Genomic DNA, 21487 nt, shown 5'->3' with positions numbered 1-21487 from the left:
CGGTCGTGCCGTTACCGCAGGGTCACGCACTCTGGGCCGCCCGCAGATTGTGAAGAATACCGCCCGGGCTCGCCGACTTAAGCGCCCGTTCCTGCGCCGCGAGTTCGGCGGCATAGGCGGCAGCGCTGGCCGCCTCCTCGGCCGCCGCCCGTTCGCGGGCGTGCCGCTCCTTCACCTGCCGAGCCACGTCGAACAGGTCCCAAATATTCTCCCCGGTCACCGAGACACCCCTGGCGCCCGAGCGCCTGGTGCGACCGCGCACGAGCATGTAGTTGGTCTGAAAAACCTGACCGCCGACCCGTTCTTGCGCATCGTGAAAGAACACGACGTTGGCTACCGGGCCGGTGCCGTCGTCGAGGCTGATGAACACGACCCGGCGGCCGCCGCGCATCGGCGGCGTATTCGTGGCCCGCCGCACTCCGGCAAGCAGCACCTCTGTGCCGCCGGGCAGGTTGCCCAGTTCGCTCGCCGGGGTGACCCCGAGCTCCTTGAACAGTGCGTGAAAGCGCTTCATCTGGTGAGTCGAGACGGCCAGATTCAGATCGAGTAGCTCCAGATCGGTCTGGGTGCGGCCGCGCAGTTCGAGCGACGTGATGGCGCCGGTTCGCCCACCCGATTCGCGCAGTCCGGAATACCGCGGCACCGGCAGCTCCACCTCAAACGCCAGCTGGTCGGCGCGAATAATCACGGCGGTGCCTCGCAGCGACTGAATATGCGCGAGCAGCTCGTGCCGTCGGCTGCGGTCGTAGTCGATAAACGTGTCGAGGGCGCCGACCCGGGCGAGCGCTTCGAAGGTGCGCCGCCGGGGGTGCACCCGATCGCGAAAGTCCTGCAGTGACCCAAACGGCTGATGCCGGGCAATGCGCTCCCGCTCCGTCTCCGTGCTGCCGACCAGTTCGGGCAGCGCCAAACGGATGCCCTGGCTCCCGTCGGCGAGATCTTCTACTCGATAGTCCAGCGCACTCGACTGCACGTCGAGCGGAAGCACCGGCACCCCGAGCACCCGGGCCTCGGCGACGATAAGGTCTTTCGGCCACATGCCGGGGTCATGGGTGAGCAGCCCGGCCAGAAAGGCGGCCGGATGGTGGGTTTTCAGCCAGGCCGACTGGTAGGTGGGCAGGGCGAACGCTGCGCCGTGGGCCTTGGCGAAACCGAAGCTGCCAAACCCTGCCAACACCGTCCAAACCTGGTCGATGACCTTCACACTGAAGCCGCGGGCCAGCGCTTTTTCGCGCAGGTACTTCTCAATTTGTGGCAGCTGCTCTGGCTTACCCAGGTGCCGGCGAAAGACATCCGCTTTACCGAGCCCACAACCGGTGAGTTCGTCGAAGAGGCGCATGACCTGTTCGTGAAAGATGACGACGCCGTTGGTCTCGCGCAGAATCGGTTCGAACCGGGGATGGATGTAGTCGGGGGCGACCTCGCCGTGCCGGGCCTGCAGATATTTGAGCGGCATGTTGTTCTTCATCGGGCCCGGGCGAAACAGCGAGATCTCGACGGTGAGGTCGTTGAATACCTCGGGTTGCAGCTTGCCGACCAGCTCCATCTGGCCGGGGGACTCGATCTGAAAGATACCGAGGGTGCGGGTAGAGCGAATGAGCTCAAAGGTTTTCTCATCGTCGAGCGGCACCCGGTCGAGGTCGATGCTCTCGCCGGTGAGCCGGTGGTGCTCTTCGACGGCGTGCGCCATCGCCGACTGCATGCGCACGCCGAGAATGTCGAGTTTAATCAAGCCCATCGGGTCCATGTCGTGTTTGTCGTACTGCGACATGGGCAGGCCCATACCGCTCGCCTGCACCGGGGTTCGGTCGAGCAGGCTGGCGTCGGAGAGGATCACGCCGCAGGGGTGCACCGAAATATGCCGGGGGAGTCGGTCAAGTTTGGCGGTGAGGTCGACCAACAGGTCGAGTTGTTGCGATTCGCGCACCTCGGTGGCGAGTGCCTCGAGTTCGGGCTTCTCTTCCAGGGCACGGCGAAAGTCGCGGGCGTTGAACCGCCACATCTGCTTGGCGATCACGTTGATCTGCGCGTCGGGCAGACCGAGGGCGAGGCCGGCGTCACGCACGGCGCCGCGGCCGCGGTAGGCATTGGTCATCGACATGAGCGAGACCCGATCGCTGCCGAAGGCGCGAAAGACCTCGCGGTAGATGTCGTGTCGCCGGGCCGACTCGACGTCGATGTCGATGTCGGGCAGCGTCTGGCGTTCGGGGGAGAGAAACCGCTCCCAGAGCAGCCCGTTTTCGATCGGTTCGACCGAGGAGGTGCGCAGCGCATAGTTGAGCACCGAGCCGACCCCGGAGCCGCGCGCCTGAATGCGGATGCCCATGCCACGAATAATGTCGGCCACCCGGGACACGGTGAGAAAGTAGCTGGCAAAGCCGAGGTGCTCGACCGTTTTCATCTCGTGGGCGAGTTGGGCGTGGGCGGCCTCGACCGCGCGCGAGCCGCTCGCCGAGTACAGGTCGGCGATGCCGCTTCGGGCGCGCCGCCACAGTTCGGTGACCGGGTCGCCGGTGACTCCAATGATGCGCGCCTCCGGCATGCGCGCACGCCCGAGGCCGATATCACTCACCGGGTCAAGGCTGCAGCGATCGGCGAGTTGTTCGGTGTCACGCAGCAGCCGTTCGAGGGCGCCGTCATCGTGCAGGCCGGCGTCGACGACCATGCGGGCCACCTGATGCATTGCTCCGGCCGGTTTGAGCCAGGCCTGGCCGTTGGTTTGGGGGGTTTCGAGTTCGGCGAGCGGCCGCAGAAAGCGTGCGGTATCGGCGAGGTCGGCGGTGACCGCTTCTTCTGGGGTGCCGTACCGCACAGCATTGCTGAGCACTGCGGGCAGCCCAGCGTTTTCGGCGAGGGCGAGCATGCGGGTGGCCGGGGTCACGCTACCGACCGTGCCGCTTTCGGCGAGGTGACAGACGACTTCGAGCACGACGGACTGGGTGGGCAGGGCGCGCTGCCAGTGGGCGAGCCGCACCGCGGCATCCGTATTGTCGCGCCGTCCGATGGCGAGGCCCACGTCGGAGTCGGGACCGAGTAGCACGGTGAGGGAGGTGAGCTGGGATAGATCGGCGAGCCTGGCTCGCGAAATGCTCGGCCCGGTGCTGCCGGACGTGAGCGCGCCGCGTTGACCGCCGCCGCCGTGGGCGGCGCTGACTGCCCGGCAGAGCGCGGCGTACCCGCGACCCTCGGTGCTGCCGTGGGCGAGCACGACGACCCGGCCGAGCGGGCGATACTCGTCGTCGTGTACGGCAAGTTCGGCGCCGAGCCCAGGGCGGATGCCCGCGGCAACGCACGCCCGCACGTGCTTGACGGCGCCGTAGAGTCCGTCACGGTCGGTGACGGCTAGAAAACTCGCACCCTGCGCGGCCGCCTGCTCGGCTAGGGCTTCGGGAAGTGTCACCCCATAGTGGGTCGAGTAGGCACTGGCGACGTGCAGATGCCCAAAATTCAATCCGGTGTTCATCCCCAGTCCAATGCTAAAATCCAGGATCCGTCGTCGTTGCGGCGCAGGTCATAGCGGTGCTGTTCTTCGCCGCCGCGACTGGCGTCGAGTCGCCACAGTTCGGTATCGATCCGGGTGGGAGTTCCTTCGTTTTCCCACCACCTGGTGCGTTTGAACACCGCTTGCGGTTGCCCGATAACTGTGTGTTCGAACCGATTCCAGATGAACGCGCGCGGGTCGCCATCAGCGGACAGCTCTACGTCAACCGGTGTATCAATAATCTGGGGCAAGGTGGCCTCCCTGTTCGGGTGCTGGTATTCGGGTGCATACGTACCGGCTGGTCACAAAAAAGCTGATGAGCCAATAATAAAAAATGCTGTATCAAGTTCGAACAAATGCTGAACAAAGCAGGTTCTTCTAGAATGCATCTTCTATATGAAAAGTGTAGGTTAACCCACTGACACGCGCCACAAGAGATTGCGTGAGAGCCATCCGCCGGCCTCGATCTACGATGGTCGAGTGACTGACATCGTTCCGAGCGACGCCGTGCTGCCCGATACTGTGCAGATCACCCGGGCGCTCGCGCAACGCCTGGTCGAGCAGGTCGCTCCGAGCCTCGTGCACAACGTCAACATTATGGATGCCGCAGGTCTGATCATCGGCTCGATGGACGCATCGCGCATCGGCACCCTGCATGACGGGGCGCAAAACGCCGCCGGACGCGGCGAGACGGTGCAGATTGCTCCCGGTGACGAGCAACCAGGCACCCGGCCGGGAGTGAATATTCCACTGATCCTCGATGGACGCGTCGTCGCGGTGGTCGGGGTCACCGGAACCCCCGCCGAAGTGTTGCCAGTGGCGCAGGTGCTCGTGCTCACCGTTCAGATGCTAATCATGCAGGAACGACTGCGGGACAACGCGTCGTGGCGAGAATCGGCGACCCGGGACATCCTCTCGAGCCTGTCGCTGCGCAAACTCACCGAGGGGCGCCTGATCGCGGCACTGCAGGGTATTGATGCTCCACTACAGCCGCCGTGGAATCTGACCGGCATTCTGCATCTTGGAGCCAGTCGTTCGGTGTTGTTTCTGCGTCAACTGCGCGATGTGTCCGGAGTTGTGGCCGCCGACATTCACGGTGCTGTCTGGGTGTTGAGCGGATCGTCGACCGCTCGTGGTCTCGCGCTGCTCCAGCAACGGTTGCAACAGCCCGGCTCCATGTCCGTGCGGTTTTTGACCGGGCGGGTTGGCGCGTCAATGGTTCAACTCACCGATGATGCTGAACGCCTGAGCGCGCTGCTCGCCCGGCCCGGGCTCATCGGCACCTCGGCCGGAGAGTCGCGCTGTGAAATTCCGCTCGACTCCCTCGGTCTCGAACTGGCCATCGCCGTCTTGCCAGACGAATTACTGGGCGATGTAGCCGGGTCGGTGCTCGACCCGCTCGGCGAGGTTCTACGCGAAACAGCGCGCGTGTTTCTGCGCGAAGAATTGTCGATCGCGCACACCGCGGCGGCGCTCGGCGTGCACCGCAATACCGTGGTGCAGCGACTCGATCGCATCGAGCTGCTCACCGACCTGAATATTCGTCGGTTCAGTTGTGCCGTCTCGATGCGGGTCGCGCTGGCGGCAGACTCGGCTCAGTATGTGCGCGATGCACAGGTTTAACCACATCAGTCACGAGTAAATGTGGGTTCGTTCCACCTTAATATGTGTGCGATTGTGTTCTAGCCTGAATCAATGAATGGTCGCACGGCGCTGAAGCCGCTCACACTGGTCATCGCACCCGATTCGTTCAAGGGCAGTCTGAGCGCGGCCGATGCGGCCGACGCCATGGCAGCCGGGGCACGGGGCGCTTGCCTGGCCCTCGGCTTGTCGGAGGCCCAGCTGACGATCTGTCCGATGGCCGACGGCGGCGAAGGAACCCTCGATGCCATCGCTATGGTCTGGGGAGTCACACCCCGCAGCCTGCTCACTGTCGACGCGCTCGGCCGTAGCCGCAAGGCTCGCTATACCACCTCGGCTGATGGTCTCATTGGTCTGATCGAGGCGGCCGAGTCTAATGGCTTGCCGCTGGTCGCGGATGCCGCGCCCCAGCCCCAGCGCGCCGACACCTTCGGGGTCGGTCTGCTCGCCCTCGAGCTGCTCGAACAAAACGTCGAAGAGATTCTGGTTTGCGTCGGCGGCTCGGCCAGCACCGACGGTGGAACAGGTTTGTTGGCTGGCCTAGGTGCGCGGTTTCTTGACGCTGCCGGCACCCCCGTTGCTCCCGGCGGGGCTGGGCTGGCCCGGATTGCCTCGATTGACCTGAGCGAGCTGCACCCACGCGCCCGCTCCGTGCGCTGGCGCCTCGCCGTCGACGTGAACAATCCACTCTGTGGCCCTACCGGTGCCGCTGCCGTTTTCGGTCCGCAAAAGGGTGCACAGCCCCGCGATATCGCTGGGCTCGACGCCGGCCTGGCCCACCTCGCCGCGATCGTGCTCGACATGACCGGCGAAGACATGACCGACCGGCCTGGAGCGGGGGCGGCCGGCGGTATGCCGGCCACTCTCGTGCCGCTGCTTCGGGCCGAGTTGGTTCCCGGCTCCGCCCTGGTAGCGGATGCCGTCGGCCTGCCGCACAAAATGGCCAACGCCGATCTCGTGCTCACCGGTGAAGGCAGCTTCGACTCTCAGTCCCTCGGGGGCAAGGTCGCCGTCGCCGTCGCTCGTCTCGCCCCGGCAGGCTGCCCGGTCGTCGTCATCGCCGGGCGGGTAGCGCTGTCTGCGGCCGACACCGCGGCATCCGGTGTCACTGCCGCATTCTCGATCGCCGGTGGGCCAGCAACGCTCGACGACCTGCAGCAGAATGCGGCCGCACGGGTACGCGAAACCACGGCGCACGCCGTCGCACTCTTTCTTCACTCCCGCTAATCGCCACCGTTCCACCTGAACTTGAACCTGAAAGAGAAAGGCCGTCTCAATGCTGAGCATCGCTATCCTGGTGACCCTTGTCGTCGCCATCGTCTTCGCTACTGCGAAGCTGAAAATCAATCCCTTCCTCGCGCTGCTTGCTGCGGCGTTGGTCGGTGGTTTTACCTTCGGCCTTCCGTCGCTGAGATCGCCCCGATCATCACGACAGCCTTCGGCGCCTCCCTGGGCAATATCGGTCTGATCATTCTGTTCGGCACCATCATCGGGGTGATTCTCGAACGCACCGGCGCGGCGATATCGACTGGCCGGGCTGCTCTGGGCCAACCGGTTCCTGAAAAAAGACATTGAGCTGATCCCAGAGCTGGCCAGCGAAGAGAGCGACCTCGACTCGGATTACGAAACCATCCGCGCCGCCTATGGCAAGTTGCCCAACACATTCCTGGCCTTTCTACCGATTCTCGCCCCGATTTTACTGATCTGCATCGCCTCAATCGCCAACCTTCCGGCCCTGCCGTTCGGTGAATCCGGCCTGTACGCCGCCATCATTTTTCTCGGGACCCCGGTCATCGCCCTGGCTGTTGGCCTCATTGCCGCGCTGTTCCTGCTGCGTGGTAAGGGAAAACTGGAGATGTTTGGCGAACGCGTGAATGAGGGCATCCGTATCTCAGCTCCCATTTTGCTGATCACCGCCTCCGGTGCCGCCTTCGGAGCGATTCTCGCGGCGTCCGACCTCACCGATTTTCTCGGCACCACGCTCTCGACCCTCTGCCTGGGCCTCGCCGTCCCGTTCTTAATCTCGGCCGCGCTCAAGACCGCCCAGGGCTCGTCGACGGTCGCCATGGTGACTACCTCGGTGCTGCTCCTGCCGCTGTTACCCGCCCTCGGGCTCGACTCCGATCTGGGAAAGGTGCTCTCGATGCTGGCCATCGGTGCCGGTGCCATGGTCGTCTCGCACGCCAATGACAGCTTCTTCTGGGTTGTCTCCCAGCTCAGCCGCATTCCAGTCGCGACCGCGTACCGCACGCTTACCCCGGCCACCGCCATCCAAGGCGTCGCGGGCTTCGCTGCCGTCTGGGTGATCGGGCTCATCGTTCTGTAGGTCAGACGGCCCCGAGCGTTCATGTCCGGTTCACCGATCAGACACCGGGCGGCCTCGAACGAGAGAGGGGACGGCAGGAGGGTAGGTCTATCCCCAATTCGGGGTTCGTCGCATCGACCACGAGGAGTGCCCCCATGCTGCACCGTGAATCCACCGGCCCCCGCCAGCACACCCCCGACCGGGACCGGCCGTTACTGCCGTTGTTGCCGATGGAGGGACACACCCGCGGCAAGCGCAGCGCGGTCACCTGCCACCTCAAGTGTGCGGATGCCTGCTTTCACCCGGTACCGAACGAGAGCGCGAACGACTACTTTCGCGACATCGCCGGCGTGGCCCTGAGCCGTCGTTCCCTGCTCGTGGGGGTTGGCGCCGGCGCTGCCGCCATCCTGCTCGGTTCCGGCGAACCCGTTCCCGCTATGGCCGTGCCGGGCCGCCCGGCCGGTGCTGCTGGCCGCGGCCTCGCGTTCGCCCCCATCGCTCCAGTTCCGGCCGCCGTTGACTCTTTTGTGGTTCCGACGGGCTATTCCTGGAACCCGATCATCCGCTGGGGCGACCCGCTCTTCGCCGCCACCGATCGTTTCGACCCCGAACACCAGAGCGCCGCATTGCAGGCCCGCCAGTTCGGCTACAACAATGACTACCTCGACATCATCGAGAGCAAGGGACCCAAGGGACGCGCCGGCATCCTCGTCACCAACCATGAATACACCAACGAGGGCATCATGTTTTCGCCAGCCCTCACCGCGGTCGAAGCGGATGAGTATCGTCGCGTGGCCATGATGGCCCACGGCATGTCCGTGGTCGCCCTTGAACGGAAGCGCGCCGGTCAACCCTGGACCTACCGCGTGGGTGACCCCCTCAACCGCCGCATCACCGCGAGCACACCGTTCACCGTCACCGGCCCGGCCGCCGGCAGCGACCTGCTGAAGACCAAAGCCGACCCGACGGGCCGCACCGTGCTTGGCACCCTCGGGAACTGTGCCGGTGGCACCACCCCGTGGGGCACCGTGCTTTCCGGTGAAGAGAACTTCAACGGGTACTTTCGCTCCAAGGGCACCAGCACAGCGGATGCCCGCTACGGCCTCGCCAATCGCCCGACCGGTCGGCTCTGGGAGCAGATCGACGACCGCTTCGACGCCACCATCGCCGGCAACGAGAACGAGCCGAACAGATTCGGCTGGATCGTGGAGGTCGATCCGGAGGCACCGAACGAGCCCCCGGTCAAGCACACGGCCCTCGGCCGGTTCAAGCACGAGGGCGCCAACGTGATCGTCGGAAAGACCGGCCATGTCGCCGCCTACATGGGCGACGACGAACGCTTCGATTACCTCTACAAATTCGTCTCCCACGACCGCTTCGACAAGAAGAAGAGCCCGAAGGCGCGCAGCCACAACAAGACCCTCCTCACCCGCGGATCCCTGTACGTGGCCCGCTTCACCGGCAACTCGCCGGCCGGGGAGATCACCGGCACCGGCCAGCTGCCCGCCGACGGGCAATTCGACGGCACCGGCCAGTGGGTGGCGCTCGTCATCGACGGCGTCTGCCAGGTACCGGGCTTCAGCACCGACGATGCGCTCGTGAACACCCGCCTGGTAGCGGATGCCGTCGGCGCGACCAAAATGGACCGTTGCGAAGACGTCGAGCCGAGCCCGGTGACCGGGAAGATCTATGTCGCCTGCACCAACAACACCGATCGCGGCCGGCTCGGCAAGGAGGGTGCCACGGAGTCCAACCCGCGGGTCGCCAACCGTGACGGTCACATCGTCGAGATCACCGAAACCGGCTCCGACGCCACCTCGGTGACCTTTGACTGGAACCTGCTGCTGGTCTGTGGCGACCCGGCGTCGAACACGAGCACCTACTTTGCTGGTTTTCCGAGCGAGAAGGTGTCGCCCATCTCGTGTCCAGACAACGTGGCTTTCGACGCCGAGGGCAACCTGTGGATCTCCACCGACGGCGCGCCGAGCACGATCGGGTACTGTGACGGACTGTTTAAGGTGCCGCTCGCTGGCCCCGAGCGCGGCAGGGTGCAGCAGTTCCTCTCGGTACCGCGCGAGGCCGAAACCTGCGGTCCGGTCATCCGCTCTGAGCAATCGATGGTCTACGTCGCCGTGCAGCACCCGGGGGAGCGAGGCAGCTGGGCGGCCCCGTCGAGCAGATTCCCCGACTACGTTCCGTTGGGCGCACCCGTGCCGGCCGGTGCCTGGGCCGGTCCACGGCCATCCGTTGTGCAGGTCTGGAAGGCCTGAGCCGCCCACCGGTCTGGTCGTGCCTGAGTCCTAAAAGGGGGGCACGAACTGGCAATTGACTGATTGTAATTTCAGCCGAGCCGTGATGAAGTGAGGGAGCTGTCCTCACACGCAGCGTTCAGGAACATCCAGTGCCGATCAGGCCGTGGCCAACACATCATCCTGATCAGCGTAAAACCAGGAAGGTAGTTCATGACGGGAAACAGAGCAGTTGCCTATAAGAGCCCGGGTGTCGTTGAGGTAATCGACATTGATTACCCGAGTTTCGAGCTGAAAGACGGGCCGGGCGTCAACCCGGAAAACGTGGGACGTAAGGTGCCCCATGGAGTCATTCTCAAGACCGTGACCACCAATATTTGCGGCTCCGACCAGCACATGGTGCGCGGCCGCACGACCGCACCGGCGAACCTGGTGCTGGGTCACGAAATCACCGGTGAAGTAGTCGAGGCTGGCCCCGACGTCGAATTCATCAAGGTGGGCGACATCGTGTCGGTGCCGTTCAACATTAGCTGCGGTCGCTGTCGCAACTGCAAGGAACGTAAGACCGGCATCTGCCTCAACGTCAACCCGGACCGTCCGGGTAGTGCTTATGGTTACGTCGACATGGGCGGCTGGGTCGGCGGGCAGGCCGAGTACGTGCTCGTTCCTTACGCCGACTGGAACCTGTTGAAGTTTCCCGATCGGGACCAGGCGCTCGAAAAGATCATGGACCTCACCATGCTCTCCGACATCTTCCCGACCGGATTCCACGGGGCCTACACGGCCGGTGCCGGCGTCGGATCGACCGTCTACGTGGCCGGTGCCGGTCCGGTGGGCCTCGCGGCTGCCGTCTCGGCGCAGCTGCTCGGCGCGGCCGTCGTCATCGTCGGTGACATGAACGCGGACCGCCTCGCGCAGGCCCGCAGCTTCGGCTGCGAGACTATCGACCTCAGCAAAGGCGAGCCGGGGGAGCAGATCGAACAGATCCTCGGTGTGCCCGAGGTTGACGCCGGTGTCGACGCGGTGGGCTTTGAAGCGCGTGGCCACGGTAAGGACGCCGATCACGAGGCGCCGGCCACCGTGCTCAACTCGCTCATGACGGTTACAGCGGCCGGCGGTGCCCTCGGCATTCCGGGCCTCTACGTCACGGGTGACCCGGGAGCCAAAGAAAAGGCCGCCCAGGTGGGCTCGCTGTCGATTCGGCTGGGCCTCGGCTGGGCCAAGTCGCTGTCCTTCACCACCGGTCAGTGCCCGGTGATGAGGTACAACCGCCAGCTGATGATGGCGATCCTGCACGACAAGGTACAGATCGCCAAGGCCGTCAACGCCCAGGCCATCAGCCTCGAAGATGCCCCGCGTGGCTACAAGGAATTCGACGCGGGAGCCGCCACGAAGTATGTGCTGAACCCCAATGGCTACGTCAAGGGCTAGCAGCAGATAAGTGGATGGCCCGCCTGGGAATTCTCCCGGGCGGGCCATTCTTGGTGCGGCGTCCATCAGCATCCGCTTAGAACCGGTGTTCTGTGCATCTCCGTGCGGGGCGCGGGGTTAGGGTGGAAGCATGACCGGCGCCGACCTTGCAGAACCAGCTCCGCGTTTCTATCGAGAGCGCGCGGACATTCCGGTGGACCTTGAAACGCCCACCGGTATCGTGACCGACCGGCTAAACCGGCCCCTGCATGATCTGCGCCTGAGCGTCACCGACCGCTGCAACTTTCGCTGCGTGTACTGTATGCCCAAGGAGATCTTCGGCCGGGACTTCGCGTTCATGGAACACGACGAACTCCTCAGCTTCGAGGAACTCACCCGGCTTGCGCGCGTAGCCGTCGCCCATGGCGTTGAGAAGATTCGGCTGACCGGCGGTGAACCACTGCTGCGTAAGGGGCTTGAAGACCTCATTGCCTTGCTGGCTGAGCTACGCACCCCCGACGGTCGTGAGGTTGACATTGCGCTCACTACGAACGGGTCGGCGCTGGCCGTCAAGGCCCAGGCGCTCAAGGATGCCGGTCTGAAGCGAGTCACCGTGTCGCTCGACTCGCTCGACGACATCACGTTTCGCACCATGAACGACGTGAAATTTCCCGTTGCGAAGGTACTGCACGGCATCGACGTGGCCGAAGCGGTCGGGCTCGGCCCGGTCAAGGTCAATATGGTGGTGCAGCGCGGCAAAAACGACCAGGACATCGTTGCCATGGCCCGCCATTTCAAGGACACCCCCTACATTTTGCGGTTTATCGAATTCATGGACGTCGGCACCAGCAACGGCTGGGAGATGGGCGCTGTCGTGCCGTCGAAGGACGTCATTGCGCGCATTCATGCTGAGTTACCGCTCGAAGAGATCGCTCCGAACTACAGTGGCGAAACCTCAAGACGCTGGCGCTACCAGGACGGCGGCGGCGAAATCGGCGTGATCTCGAGCGTGACCCAAAACTTCTGCCAGACCTGCTCCCGGGCGCGGGTCTCGACTGACGGCAAGTTGTTCACCTGCTTGTTCGCTACTGAAGGCCACGATCTGCGGGCCCTTATGCGTGGTGGCTGCTCCGACGCCGAACTCTCCACCGTCATGGCGCACCTCTGGCGGGAGCGCACCGACCGCTATTCGCAGTTGCGGAGCGCGAAGACCAGTGAATTGCGGGCATCCGGTGCCAAGAAAATTGAAATGTCCTACATTGGCGGTTAATCGGCGGTGCTGAAGTGCGGTAACGGCACCAGCGTGGGAGACTTTAAGAATGAATAGAATTACCGCGCGACGCAAAATTACCCGAATCACCGTCGGCGCTCAGCCTCTGGCTGGTGAGGACCTGCTGGCGGTCGAAGAACCCCTGGAAATTCGAGTGAACGGCCGCCGTCTCGCCGTCACGATGCGTACCCCCGGCAACGACGTCGACCTTGCGGCTGGGTTCCTGGTCTCGGAGGGCGTCATTACTCAGGGCGACGACTTCAATTCGGCCCGCTACTGCGCCGGGGCCATCGACGGGGTCAACACCTATAACGTGCTCGATGTCACCCTCGGCGCGGGCGTCGCGCCACCGGCACCGAGCCTGGAGCGCTCCCTCATCACCAACAGCTCCTGTGGCTTATGCGGCAAGGAGAGCATCGATGCCGTGCGCACCAAGTCAGTCTTCGAGATAGCGGATGACGCGGTGCACGTGACTGCCGAATTGCTCACGACTTTTCCCGACAAGCTGCGCGCCGGGCAGAACGTGTTCGAGAAAACGGGCGGCATCCACGCTGCCGGACTGTTCGATGCCGCCACTGGCGAACTCCTCGTTTTGCGCGAAGATGTCGGCCGCCACAACGCCGTCGACAAGGTCATCGGCTGGGCGGTCAAGGAGAACAGGCTGCCGCTGACCGGCACGGTTCTTATGGTGTCGAGCAGAGCGAGTTTCGAACTCACTCAGAAAGCCCTGATGGCGGGAATTCCGGTGCTCGCAGCGGTCTCGGCACCGTCGTCACTGGCCGCGGAGTTCGCCGTCGAGGTCGGCATGACCCTGGTCGGCTTTCTCCGCGGCAACTCTATGGTCGTCTACGCTGGCGGCGACCGGATCATCGACGCACAGGTAGACGAGCAGGCCGCCTAGCTCAGGCTAGGCGTCGGCGCCGGCTGCAACGAAGCGCACGGTCATGGCCTTGTAACCGGGGGTGTTCGATTCGCGGGCCACGAGCTCGCGGTGCATGAGCGCGTTCGCCTCCGGAAAGTACGCAGCCGCGCATCCCTTCGGTGTGGGATAGACCACGAGGCGGAACGTGTCGGCACGACGCTCAACGCCTTGGTATGTGCTGATCACATCGACCATGTCGCGGTCGGCGAAGCCCAGCTCGGTGACGTCGTCTTCGTGAATGAGGATGACGCGACGCCCGTTCTTGATGCCGCGGTAGCGGTCGTCAAGCCCGTAGAACGTGGTGTTGTACTGGTCGTGGCTGCGGATGGTCTGCAGAATCAGGTGCCCCTCCGGCGCCGTCAGGTACTCGATCGGGCTCACCGTGAAGCGCGCCAGGCCGATGTCGGTGGCAAAGCTGCGCGAATCGCGCGGGGGGTTGGGCAGCACGAAGCCGTTCTTGGTCTTGAGCCGAACGTTGAAATCGACGAAGCCGGGGATGACGCGGGAAATGTGATCACGAACGACGTCGTAGTCATCCGCCATTGCCTTCCAATCGACCGCGTGGTCGTCTCCGAGCGTGGCGTGGGCCATGCGGGCGATGATCACCGGTTCGGCGAGCAGGTGCTCCGACACCGGATCGAGGCGTCCCTGAGTGGTGCGAACGACCGACATCGAGTCTTCCACCGAGAGCACCTGACGGCCAGACGGATGCTTGTCATCGGTATCCGTTCGGCCGAGCGTCGGCAGAATGAGCGAGGTCACACCGTGCATGACGTGCGAGCGATTGGGCTTGGTGGAGACGTGCACGGTGAGACCGACGCGCTGCATGGCCTTCTCCAGCAGGTCGGTGTCGGAGCAGGCCAAGGCGAAGTTTCCGCCCATGGAGACGAACACGTCGACGCGGTCATGCACGAAGGCATCCACCGTATCGACGGAGTCGAGGCCGTGCTCCCGCGGGGATACGATGCCGAACTCGGCGTCGAGGGCGGCGAGCATGGGCTCCTTCGGCTTTTCCCACACACCCATAGTGCGATCGCCCTGCACGTTCGAGTGTCCGCGTACCGGGCACGCGCCGGCGCCAGGCTTGCCGAAGTTGCCCTGCAGGAGCAGCAGGTTGATGATTTCCTTGAGGGTGTTCACCGAGTGTGGCTGCTGGGTCAGTCCGAGCGCCCAGCAGATGATGGTGGCTTTGCTCGCGATGAGCAGCTGGGCCACGGTCTCGATTGCGGCACGGTCCAGGCCGGTGGCTTTCTTTGTCTCAGCCCAGTCGATCACTGATCGGGCTGCCCGGTAGGCCTCGATTCCGTCGGTGTTTGCGGCAACGAACTCGTGGTCGATGACCGACCCTGGCACGCGCGCTTCTTCTTCGAGTAGCAGGTGGCCGAGCGCCTGGAACAGGGCCAGATCGCCCCCGACCTTGATCTGCAGAAACTCATCGGCCAGGTTGGTGCCCTTGCCGACGACGCCCTTCGGAGTCTGCGGGTCCATGAAGTTGAACAGTCCAGCCTCGGGCAGCGGGTTGACGGCCACAATCTTGCCGCCGTTGTCCTTGCATTCGGCCAAAGCCGACAGCATGCGGGGGTGGTTGGTGCCCGGGTTCTGGCCGACCACCAAAATGAGTTCAGCCTGGTGGATATCTTCGAGCGAGACCGTACCCTTGCCGATGCCGATCGTGGGGTTCAGCGCTGAGCCCGACGACTCGTGGCACATATTGGAGCAGTCCGGCAGGTTATTGGTGCCGATGGACCGCGCGAACAATTGGTACATGAACGCCGACTCGTTGGCGGTGCGGCCAGATGTATAGAAGACGGTGCGGTCGGGCACTGTGGCGCGAATCTGCTCACCGATGAGCTCGAAGGCATCATCCCAGGAGATCTGCGAGTAGTGCGTGTCGCCCGGGCGAATGACGACGGGGTGCGTAATGCGGCCCTGGTTTCCGAGCCAGTACTCGGTTTTCGTAGCGAGCTCGGCGATGGAATGCTCCGCCCAGAACTCGGGCGTCACCGTGCGCAGCGTGCTCTCTTCAGCGACGGCCTTCGCGCCGTTCTCGCAGAACTCTGCGGTCTTGCGATGTCCCTGAGATTCCGGCCACGCGCATCCGGGGCAGTCGGTGCCGTCACGTTGATTGAGGCGCAGCAATGACCGCGCGGTGCGCACGACACCGGCCTGGGCGATACCTCGATCGAGCGCCACCAATACGGCTCCGACACCTGCCGCGTGGGTCTTGGGGGCGGTGACAACGAGATTATCTTCGTTGATGTCTTCGATGGGAGCTGAACGTGTCATATACCTATCCTGCCTTGCCGCACAGGGGAATTCCCCCGAAATATAAAATGGGTGTGAATATCGGAACGAAATTTTCGCGATGAATCGTCTAGAATTACCTCCGCAGACTATTCAATCTATCCGTTTGCGGAGTACGTCCACGGCCATCGTGGACAGCCGAAACGCACAGCAGAGTCGCTATCGCCTTACCGGCAGCAAGGACATCTCCATGAGCTGGCTCGACCGAGACCGCACAATCGCTCCACCCGGATTCAATCGCTGGCTAATTCCGCCGGCCGCACTGGCCGTGCACCTCTGTATTGGCCAGGCCTATGCCACGAGTGTGTACAAGACGGCGCTCGTGGCGCACTTCGACGCCAGCCTGGTTCAGGTCGGGGTGATCTTTTCAATTGCCATCGTGATGCTCGGCCTGTCGGCGGCCATCATGGGTACCTGGGTCGACACCAACGGGCCGCGCAAGGCCATGTTCGTCGCGGCTCTGTTCTGGTCGGGTGGGTTCCTCATCGGTTCGCTCGGAATCTTTTCGAACCAGCTGTGGCTGGTCTACGTCGGCTACGGCTTTATCGGCGGTATCGGGCTCGGCATCGGCTACATATCGCCCGTTTCGACGCTCATTAAGTGGTTTCCGGACCGCCCGGGCCTCGCCACCGGTATGGCCATCATGGGCTTTGGCGGCGGCGCCCTCATCGCCAGCCCGGTGTCGACGGCGCTACTCAGCTTCTACGACCCCAACTCCGGGGCAGCGAACTGGGTGGCGAGCGGCGATTCCGTGGGCAAGCTTTTTCTCACCCTCGCCGCGATCTATCTCGCGTACATGATGTTTGGCGCTTTCACAATCAAGGTTCCGGCTGCTGATTGGGTGCCGGCCGGATTCGATGCGTCCAAGGTGCGGGTCAAGGCCCTCGTCACGAGCAACCACGTTTCAGCCAAGAACGCCATTCGAACGCGTCAGTTCTGGCTGCTCTGGGTTGTCTTGTTTTGCAACGTCACGGCCGGTATCGGCATTCTCGAGCAGGCTGCACCGATGATCCAGGACTTCTTCCGACAGAGCGACGGCAACTCGTTGGTCTCGGCGGCCGTTGCCGGAGGCTTTGTGGGCCTGTTGTCGCTTGCTAACATGGGCGGACGATTTGCCTGGTCGGCCACGTCGGACAAGACCGGACGCAAGAACATCTACATGATGTATCTCGGCGTTGGCACGGTGTTGTACGTACTGCTGGCCCTCGTCGGGTCCAGCACGACGGCGCTCTACGTTGTCCTGGCCTTCATCATCATCTCGTTCTACGGTGGCGGTTTCTCTACTGCTCCGGCCTACCTGCGTGACCTGTTCGGAACCTTTCAGGTGGGGGCCATCCATGGCCGACTGCTGACAGCCTGGTCGGCGGCCGGTATTGCCGGTCCGCTCATTGTCAACTCGTTCCTGGATGCCCAGGGCGCTCCGGGTGAGTTGACGGCAGCGGCCTATCAGCCGGCCCTGCTCACCATGGTTGGGCTGCTCGTTGTTGGCTTTGTGGCGAACCTTTTCGTGCGACCGGTTCACACCGACTTTCACGAACCCGAAAAGCCGCTCGTCGGTGCACAAGCAAGGAAGGCGAACGCATGAAGGTTCTCAAAGTCATCGTGGCTTGGGCGCTGGTGGGGATCCCGCTAGCCTTTGGCATTTCTCAGACACTCGCAAAGGTGACGGCCTTGTTCGGCTAAACCCGGCATTTGCAGATATAAACAGAGAGAGCCACGCCCCCATTCACTGGGGCGTGGCTCTTTTTTGAGTGCTGTGTGCTCGGCACCGTTCAGGGTAGTCTGTCAGCCCGGCTGCTCACATTAATGCGATGATAACGACTGGGGAATTCGCTAGCCTAGTTAGCTATACCAGACTCGTTCGTTTTCGTGTCTGGGATCCTTGACGTTTCTTGTCTCAAAAGTACCGAAATTCACCATGTTCGCTCGTGGCAACTTCGAATCGCCACGATTGATTCGAGGAGTTTCACGAAAGGGAGCAGCCGATGGCCACCCACACCGCGCTCGACGACCAACGATCCGCCGCAACCCTGCTGGAGGGAATTCGACGCGCCGACGACCTCACCGTGGCAGCCAGCCGCGATGGGGGCGCCCGGGCGGTGCGACTGCTCGCCCAGGCCGCGACCGATGTGAGCGACCAGCTCACCGCTATCGCTGCCGTCCACGCCCTTGCCCAGGTCTTCGACGACTCTGCTGATGAGGTACTGGTGGCCCTCCTCCACCACGACTCCGCTTTTCTGCGCGAGCATGCCGCCTGGGCTTTTGGCACCCGGCTGCCGCGCTACGACGCGATCGCCGGCCTGGTCACCCTGGTTCGGCAGGGTGGCTTTTCCGGCATGCTCGCCCAGCGCACCCTGGAACAGTGGGGTTCTTCGGCTGCGGACCAGGTAGCCCTGCTGCTGGAGGGTTCGCTGCTCGGCATCTTTGAAACGGATGCCCGTGCCCGCCTCATCGAGACCATCGGCCTAATTCCCGGCCGCGTTCCCGAACGCCTGCTGCGCCGAGTGGCCACCGATAGCGACGAGGGCCTGGGTGCTCGTACCGCTGCGATTGCCGGCCTCGGCGACCGATCCCCGAGCGAAGCGGTGCTCGGGTTGCTCAGCGCTCTCACGCAAGACAACGCAGCTTCCGGCGATGAGATCGAACTCGCAGCCGTAGCCCGGCTGGCCCTGTTCGATCTCACGGCGACGAACGCGCCGCGGCCGAAATGGAACCGCGGCACCACGATCGCCCAGCTGTTCCTGCACGCCGACATCGACGGTGAACTCTCACAGGTGGGTGTCGGTGATAATGGCGGCATCGCGACCCTGCTGGTACGGCTCGGTGACGCCCTCGTTTCCCGGCCAAGTGGCCTGCCGGGTGGTGGAACGCAGAGCGCCGCGGCATCCGCTCTTCGTGCGCCGTTCGTTGGCAGACGTTTCACCACTGGCCGTGCAACAGAACAAGACTCGGTAGAACGGGTCATCACCATGTCGCGTGGCACGCACGAGTTGGCGCTTAGCGGCCTGGCATCTATCGGAAAGACACGGCGTGGGCACTCATTCGCGGCGATTCCATTCGTTGGCGGCGCGGTGCCATCGATCGATGCGTGGCCGCGTCGGGTTGCCGCGCAGCGGGGCATTCGACGCATCCTCCGCTCGGCCGGTGTAGTCGATGCGATTCACTTGCGTATGGCCGACGTCGGCAGCCTCGCCGCTGCAACGGTGGCGCGGGACCTGGACATTCCGGTCGTCTTCACCGTCGCGCCAGACCCGCACGGCGTGATCGACTCCCTCGAGGCGAGTGGCGCACTCACCCGGGCCAACTTCGGCACCGTCGATGCCGATGAGCATTTCTGGTTTCGCGCCCGCCTCGTGCAGAGGCTCGCGGCGGATGCTGCTCACACCGTGCTGTTTCCGCGGCCGCGACTGCAGCATGATATGGAACGTCTGACGGGCATCGACATTGACGCTCACCCGGAACGGCACTCGGTCATTCCCGAGGGAATCGATCTCTCGGTGATCGATCGCTCCCGCACGGATGCGCTCGGGTCTCTTGGACTGACCGGCGAGAGTCTGCTGGTTTCCGCCGATGCGCATACCCAAGCAGCGGCGGAACCCACAGCGGTAGCCTTCACGCAGCTTGACAATCTGCTCGGGACGCTCCCGATCGCTCGGCGAGGCCTCCCCTTGCTGATCAGCGTCGGTCGGCTGCACCGAGTGAAGGGTATGGCCAACCTGGTCGAGGCGTGGAACGCTGACTCCGAATTGCACGCTCGCTGCAATCTGCTGATTGTGGGAGGCGACCTGGAGCATCCGTCGTGTGATGAAGGTATCGAGTTGCAGCGCATGACCCGTGTCCTGCCCAGCGCCGCCCTGTCCGATTCCGCTGCCCGGGGCCTGCTGCTGGCCGGTCATCGCCCCAATGACACCGTCGTCCGGTGGCTGGCCGCCGTGCGCTACGGCCGCCCGGGCCTGGCCGCACCGTTTGGGGTGTACGTCTGCGCGAGTATGAAAGAGGAATTCGGAATCGCGCTACTCGAAGCGATGGCCACCGGACTCACGGTGGTCGCGCCGAATGGCGGCGGACCAGCCACGTACGTTGAGCACGGAGTGACGGGCATTCTTGTCGATACCGGTGACGGTACCGCTCTCGCTCTCTCCATTGCTGCGGCCCTGGACCTCGCAGGCGGCGCGCAGGGTGGCGCCAATGCGGCACGAGCCCGCAGCATGATCGCGAACAAGTTCACGATCGAAGCGATGGCGTCGGCACTCAGTGAGGTTTACCGCGGCGTGGCCGTGGCGACGGAGCCGGTCGCCTGGGAACTGAGCGTTTCGTGACCCTGCTGATCATCAGCCCGGACTACGCCTCGCACCTGTATCCACTCGCAACGCTCGGCGTTACCTGGGCGAAGGCCGGCGAACGCGTCGTGGTCGCGAGCGGGCCCGCCACGGCCGACATCGTGACCGCGTTCGGATTCGAACGCGAGCATCTCCAACTGGGCCGCGGTTCCAACCCCGGCACGATCCGAGCCGAGCAGCAGCCCGCTGGCGAAGACGACGCCCTGCGGGGATTTTTCGACGCGACCCGCCGTGGAATGGTCGACACTTTGCGATTTCAGGCCGAGGCACGCAGCAGCGATCTGCTCTACAACCCGGTTGCCATCGCTCGCGAGGTGCAGCGCATCGTCGCCCGGGTGCAGCCAGACCAGGTCATCGTCGACCACCTGGCTTTCAGCGCGCGGCTGGGCTTGCTCAGTGCCGGCGTCGCGCACGCGGATGTCGTGCTGGGGCATCCGTCTGCACTGCCCGTGGCCGCCGAAATCTACGGTTACCCGCCGGCCTGGCCCGCCGTGTTCTCGCCCGATGCCTCGGAACTGGCCCTGCTCCACGTGCAGTGCGCGGCCGTGCGCGACACCTTCACGGCTCAGTGGAACAACGCCCTGCGCGAGCTCGACCCGGATGCAGCGCCGAGCCGGGACGCCTTTCAAGAATCGGGCGACATGTTATTGCTCAACTACCCCGGCGAATTGCACGCGCCGGCGCGAACGAGGCAGCTGCCGCCCCACGTATTTCTGGGGTCTGCTGTGCGCTCCGAGGCCGTCGATCCCGAGGTCGAGGCCTGGCTGGCAGCCGATTCGCTGCCCGTTGTCTACGTCAGTTTCGGAAGTTTTCTCTCGGTGCGTGGTGACGTGCTCGCCCGCGTCGTCGCTGCCCTCGATTGCCTTCCGGTGCGGGTCGCCATCGCCACGGGGGCGACCGACCCCACCGAGTTGGGGGCCCTGCCCACCGCCTGGCTCGTGCGCGCGTTCCTGCCGCAGGTGCGCCTGCTGCAACAGGCCGTGCTCGCCGTCACCCACGGCGGCAACAATTCGATCACCGAAGCGATGACGGCCGGAGTGCCGCTCGTCGTGCTGCCGTTCTCGACCGACCAGTTCGCCGGCGCGGCCGCCCTCGATGAAGCGGGCTTCGGCACCTCGTTGCCACCCAATACCGCTACGGTTCTCGACCTGCGCGTCGCCTGCGAGCGGATGCTGCGCCTCTGCGCTGACACGCGGGCCCGCCTCGATGCGCTCGCGCTGTCGTTAACTCAGCAATCCGGAGCCGAGCGGGCCTATGCGGCGCTCACGCGGGTGCCCGCCCGGAGCTAGGCAAGGAACCAGTCAGCTCGGCGGCCAGCACCGCGTCGTAGGTGCCGAGATAGCTCTTCGTGCCGAACATCGAGCGCACGACGTCGATTTTCCCAGAGCCTGGCCGGTCGTTCTCGTTGAGGTAGCTGTGAAAGTAGACACCGCGGCCCCGCACCGAGTCGTAAAGCTCGCCGAGCCCAGCTGCGAACGGGCCGGTGTAATCGTGGGAGCGCCGGCTATGTAACAAATGTGACCGCGAAAGACCTCGGGCGAAATGGTTCTGCGTACAGCAGCGGA

The 21487-nt window shown here is 64.2% G+C and carries 15 protein-coding genes; 11 read left to right on the top strand and 4 right to left on the bottom strand.

Annotated features, from left to right (window positions below; genetic code table 11):
- Positions 1–22: 22 nt before the first annotated feature.
- Entirely contained in the window at positions 23–3463 is a 3441-nt protein-coding gene (locus CXY75_RS07045; protein ID WP_104082114.1) for a DNA polymerase III subunit alpha, read from the bottom strand.
- Positions 3460–3732 (bottom strand): hypothetical protein, encoded by a 273-nt coding sequence (locus tag CXY75_RS07040; RefSeq protein WP_104082113.1) that lies wholly within the window; start codon positions 3730–3732, stop codon positions 3460–3462. The genes CXY75_RS07045 and CXY75_RS07040 overlap by 4 nt, the downstream gene beginning before the upstream one ends.
- A 229-nt stretch (positions 3733–3961) precedes the next feature.
- Here CXY75_RS07040 and CXY75_RS07035 point away from each other — a divergent pair, with 229 nt between their 5' ends.
- The 8 genes from CXY75_RS07035 (at position 3962) to fdhD (ending at position 13257) form a co-directional block, all read left to right on the top strand.
- On the top strand, positions 3962–5104 hold the full coding sequence (locus tag CXY75_RS07035; protein WP_158251146.1) for a sugar diacid recognition domain-containing protein: 1143 nt from the start codon (positions 3962–3964) through the stop codon (positions 5102–5104).
- A gap of 72 nt (positions 5105–5176) precedes the next feature.
- Positions 5177–6349: a glycerate kinase gene (locus CXY75_RS07030; protein ID WP_104082111.1), complete on the top strand. Its 1173-nt coding sequence runs from the start codon at positions 5177–5179 to the stop codon at positions 6347–6349.
- Positions 6350–6370: 21 nt separating this feature from the next.
- Positions 6371–6697 (top strand): hypothetical protein, encoded by a 327-nt coding sequence (locus tag CXY75_RS20470; protein ID WP_233201783.1) that lies wholly within the window; start codon positions 6371–6373, stop codon positions 6695–6697.
- On the top strand, positions 6651–7448 hold the full coding sequence (locus tag CXY75_RS07025) for a GntP family permease (protein WP_369826697.1): 798 nt from the start codon (positions 6651–6653) through the stop codon (positions 7446–7448). Before CXY75_RS20470 ends, CXY75_RS07025 begins: the two co-directional genes overlap by 47 nt.
- Positions 7449–7582: 134 nt before the next feature.
- Positions 7583–9697 (top strand): PhoX family phosphatase, encoded by a 2115-nt coding sequence (locus CXY75_RS07020; RefSeq protein ID WP_104082110.1) that lies wholly within the window; start codon positions 7583–7585, stop codon positions 9695–9697.
- A gap of 192 nt (positions 9698–9889) precedes the next feature.
- A complete protein-coding gene (gene fdhA / locus CXY75_RS07015; RefSeq protein WP_104082109.1) occupies positions 9890–11107 on the top strand; it encodes a formaldehyde dehydrogenase, glutathione-independent in 1218 nt (405 codons plus the stop codon).
- A gap of 130 nt (positions 11108–11237) precedes the next feature.
- Positions 11238–12356 (top strand): GTP 3',8-cyclase MoaA, encoded by a 1119-nt coding sequence (gene moaA, locus CXY75_RS07010; RefSeq protein WP_104082108.1) that lies wholly within the window; start codon positions 11238–11240, stop codon positions 12354–12356.
- Positions 12357–12405: 49 nt separating this feature from the next.
- A complete protein-coding gene (gene fdhD, locus CXY75_RS07005) occupies positions 12406–13257 on the top strand; it encodes a formate dehydrogenase accessory sulfurtransferase FdhD (RefSeq protein ID WP_104082107.1) in 852 nt (283 codons plus the stop codon).
- 6 nt (positions 13258–13263) lie between these two features.
- On the opposite strand, the gene CXY75_RS07000 is transcribed toward fdhD, so the two are convergent.
- Positions 13264–15564, bottom strand: a complete 2301-nt coding sequence (locus CXY75_RS07000) for an FdhF/YdeP family oxidoreductase (RefSeq protein WP_104082106.1) — start codon at positions 15562–15564, stop codon at positions 13264–13266.
- A 208-nt stretch (positions 15565–15772) separates the two neighbouring features.
- Here CXY75_RS07000 and CXY75_RS06995 point away from each other — a divergent pair, with 208 nt between their 5' ends.
- From CXY75_RS06995 to CXY75_RS06985, 3 genes are all read left to right on the top strand, one after another.
- Positions 15773–17167 (top strand): OFA family MFS transporter, encoded by a 1395-nt coding sequence (locus CXY75_RS06995; protein ID WP_104082167.1) that lies wholly within the window; start codon positions 15773–15775, stop codon positions 17165–17167.
- A gap of 400 nt (positions 17168–17567) precedes the next feature.
- Positions 17568–19901 carry a glycosyltransferase gene (locus tag CXY75_RS06990; protein WP_104082105.1) on the top strand — a complete coding sequence of 778 codons (2334 nt, stop codon included), beginning with the start codon at positions 17568–17570 and terminating at the stop codon, positions 19899–19901.
- Positions 19898–21211 (top strand): nucleotide disphospho-sugar-binding domain-containing protein, encoded by a 1314-nt coding sequence (locus CXY75_RS06985; protein ID WP_104082104.1) that lies wholly within the window; start codon positions 19898–19900, stop codon positions 21209–21211. Before CXY75_RS06990 ends, CXY75_RS06985 begins: the two co-directional genes overlap by 4 nt.
- Here CXY75_RS06985 and CXY75_RS20070 read toward each other — a convergent pair.
- Positions 21186–21437: a hypothetical protein gene (locus tag CXY75_RS20070; protein WP_199182397.1), complete on the bottom strand. Its 252-nt coding sequence runs from the start codon at positions 21435–21437 to the stop codon at positions 21186–21188. The genes CXY75_RS06985 and CXY75_RS20070 overlap by 26 nt on opposite strands.
- Between the last annotated feature and the right edge of the window lie 50 nt (positions 21438–21487).

The organism is Cryobacterium sp. Y11 (genome assembly GCF_002929535.1).
Taxonomy (GTDB): Bacteria; Actinomycetota; Actinomycetes; order Actinomycetales; family Microbacteriaceae; genus Cryobacterium.
Note: the sequence above shows the minus strand (reverse complement) of the source record. Positions and strands in the feature narration are given on the sequence as shown.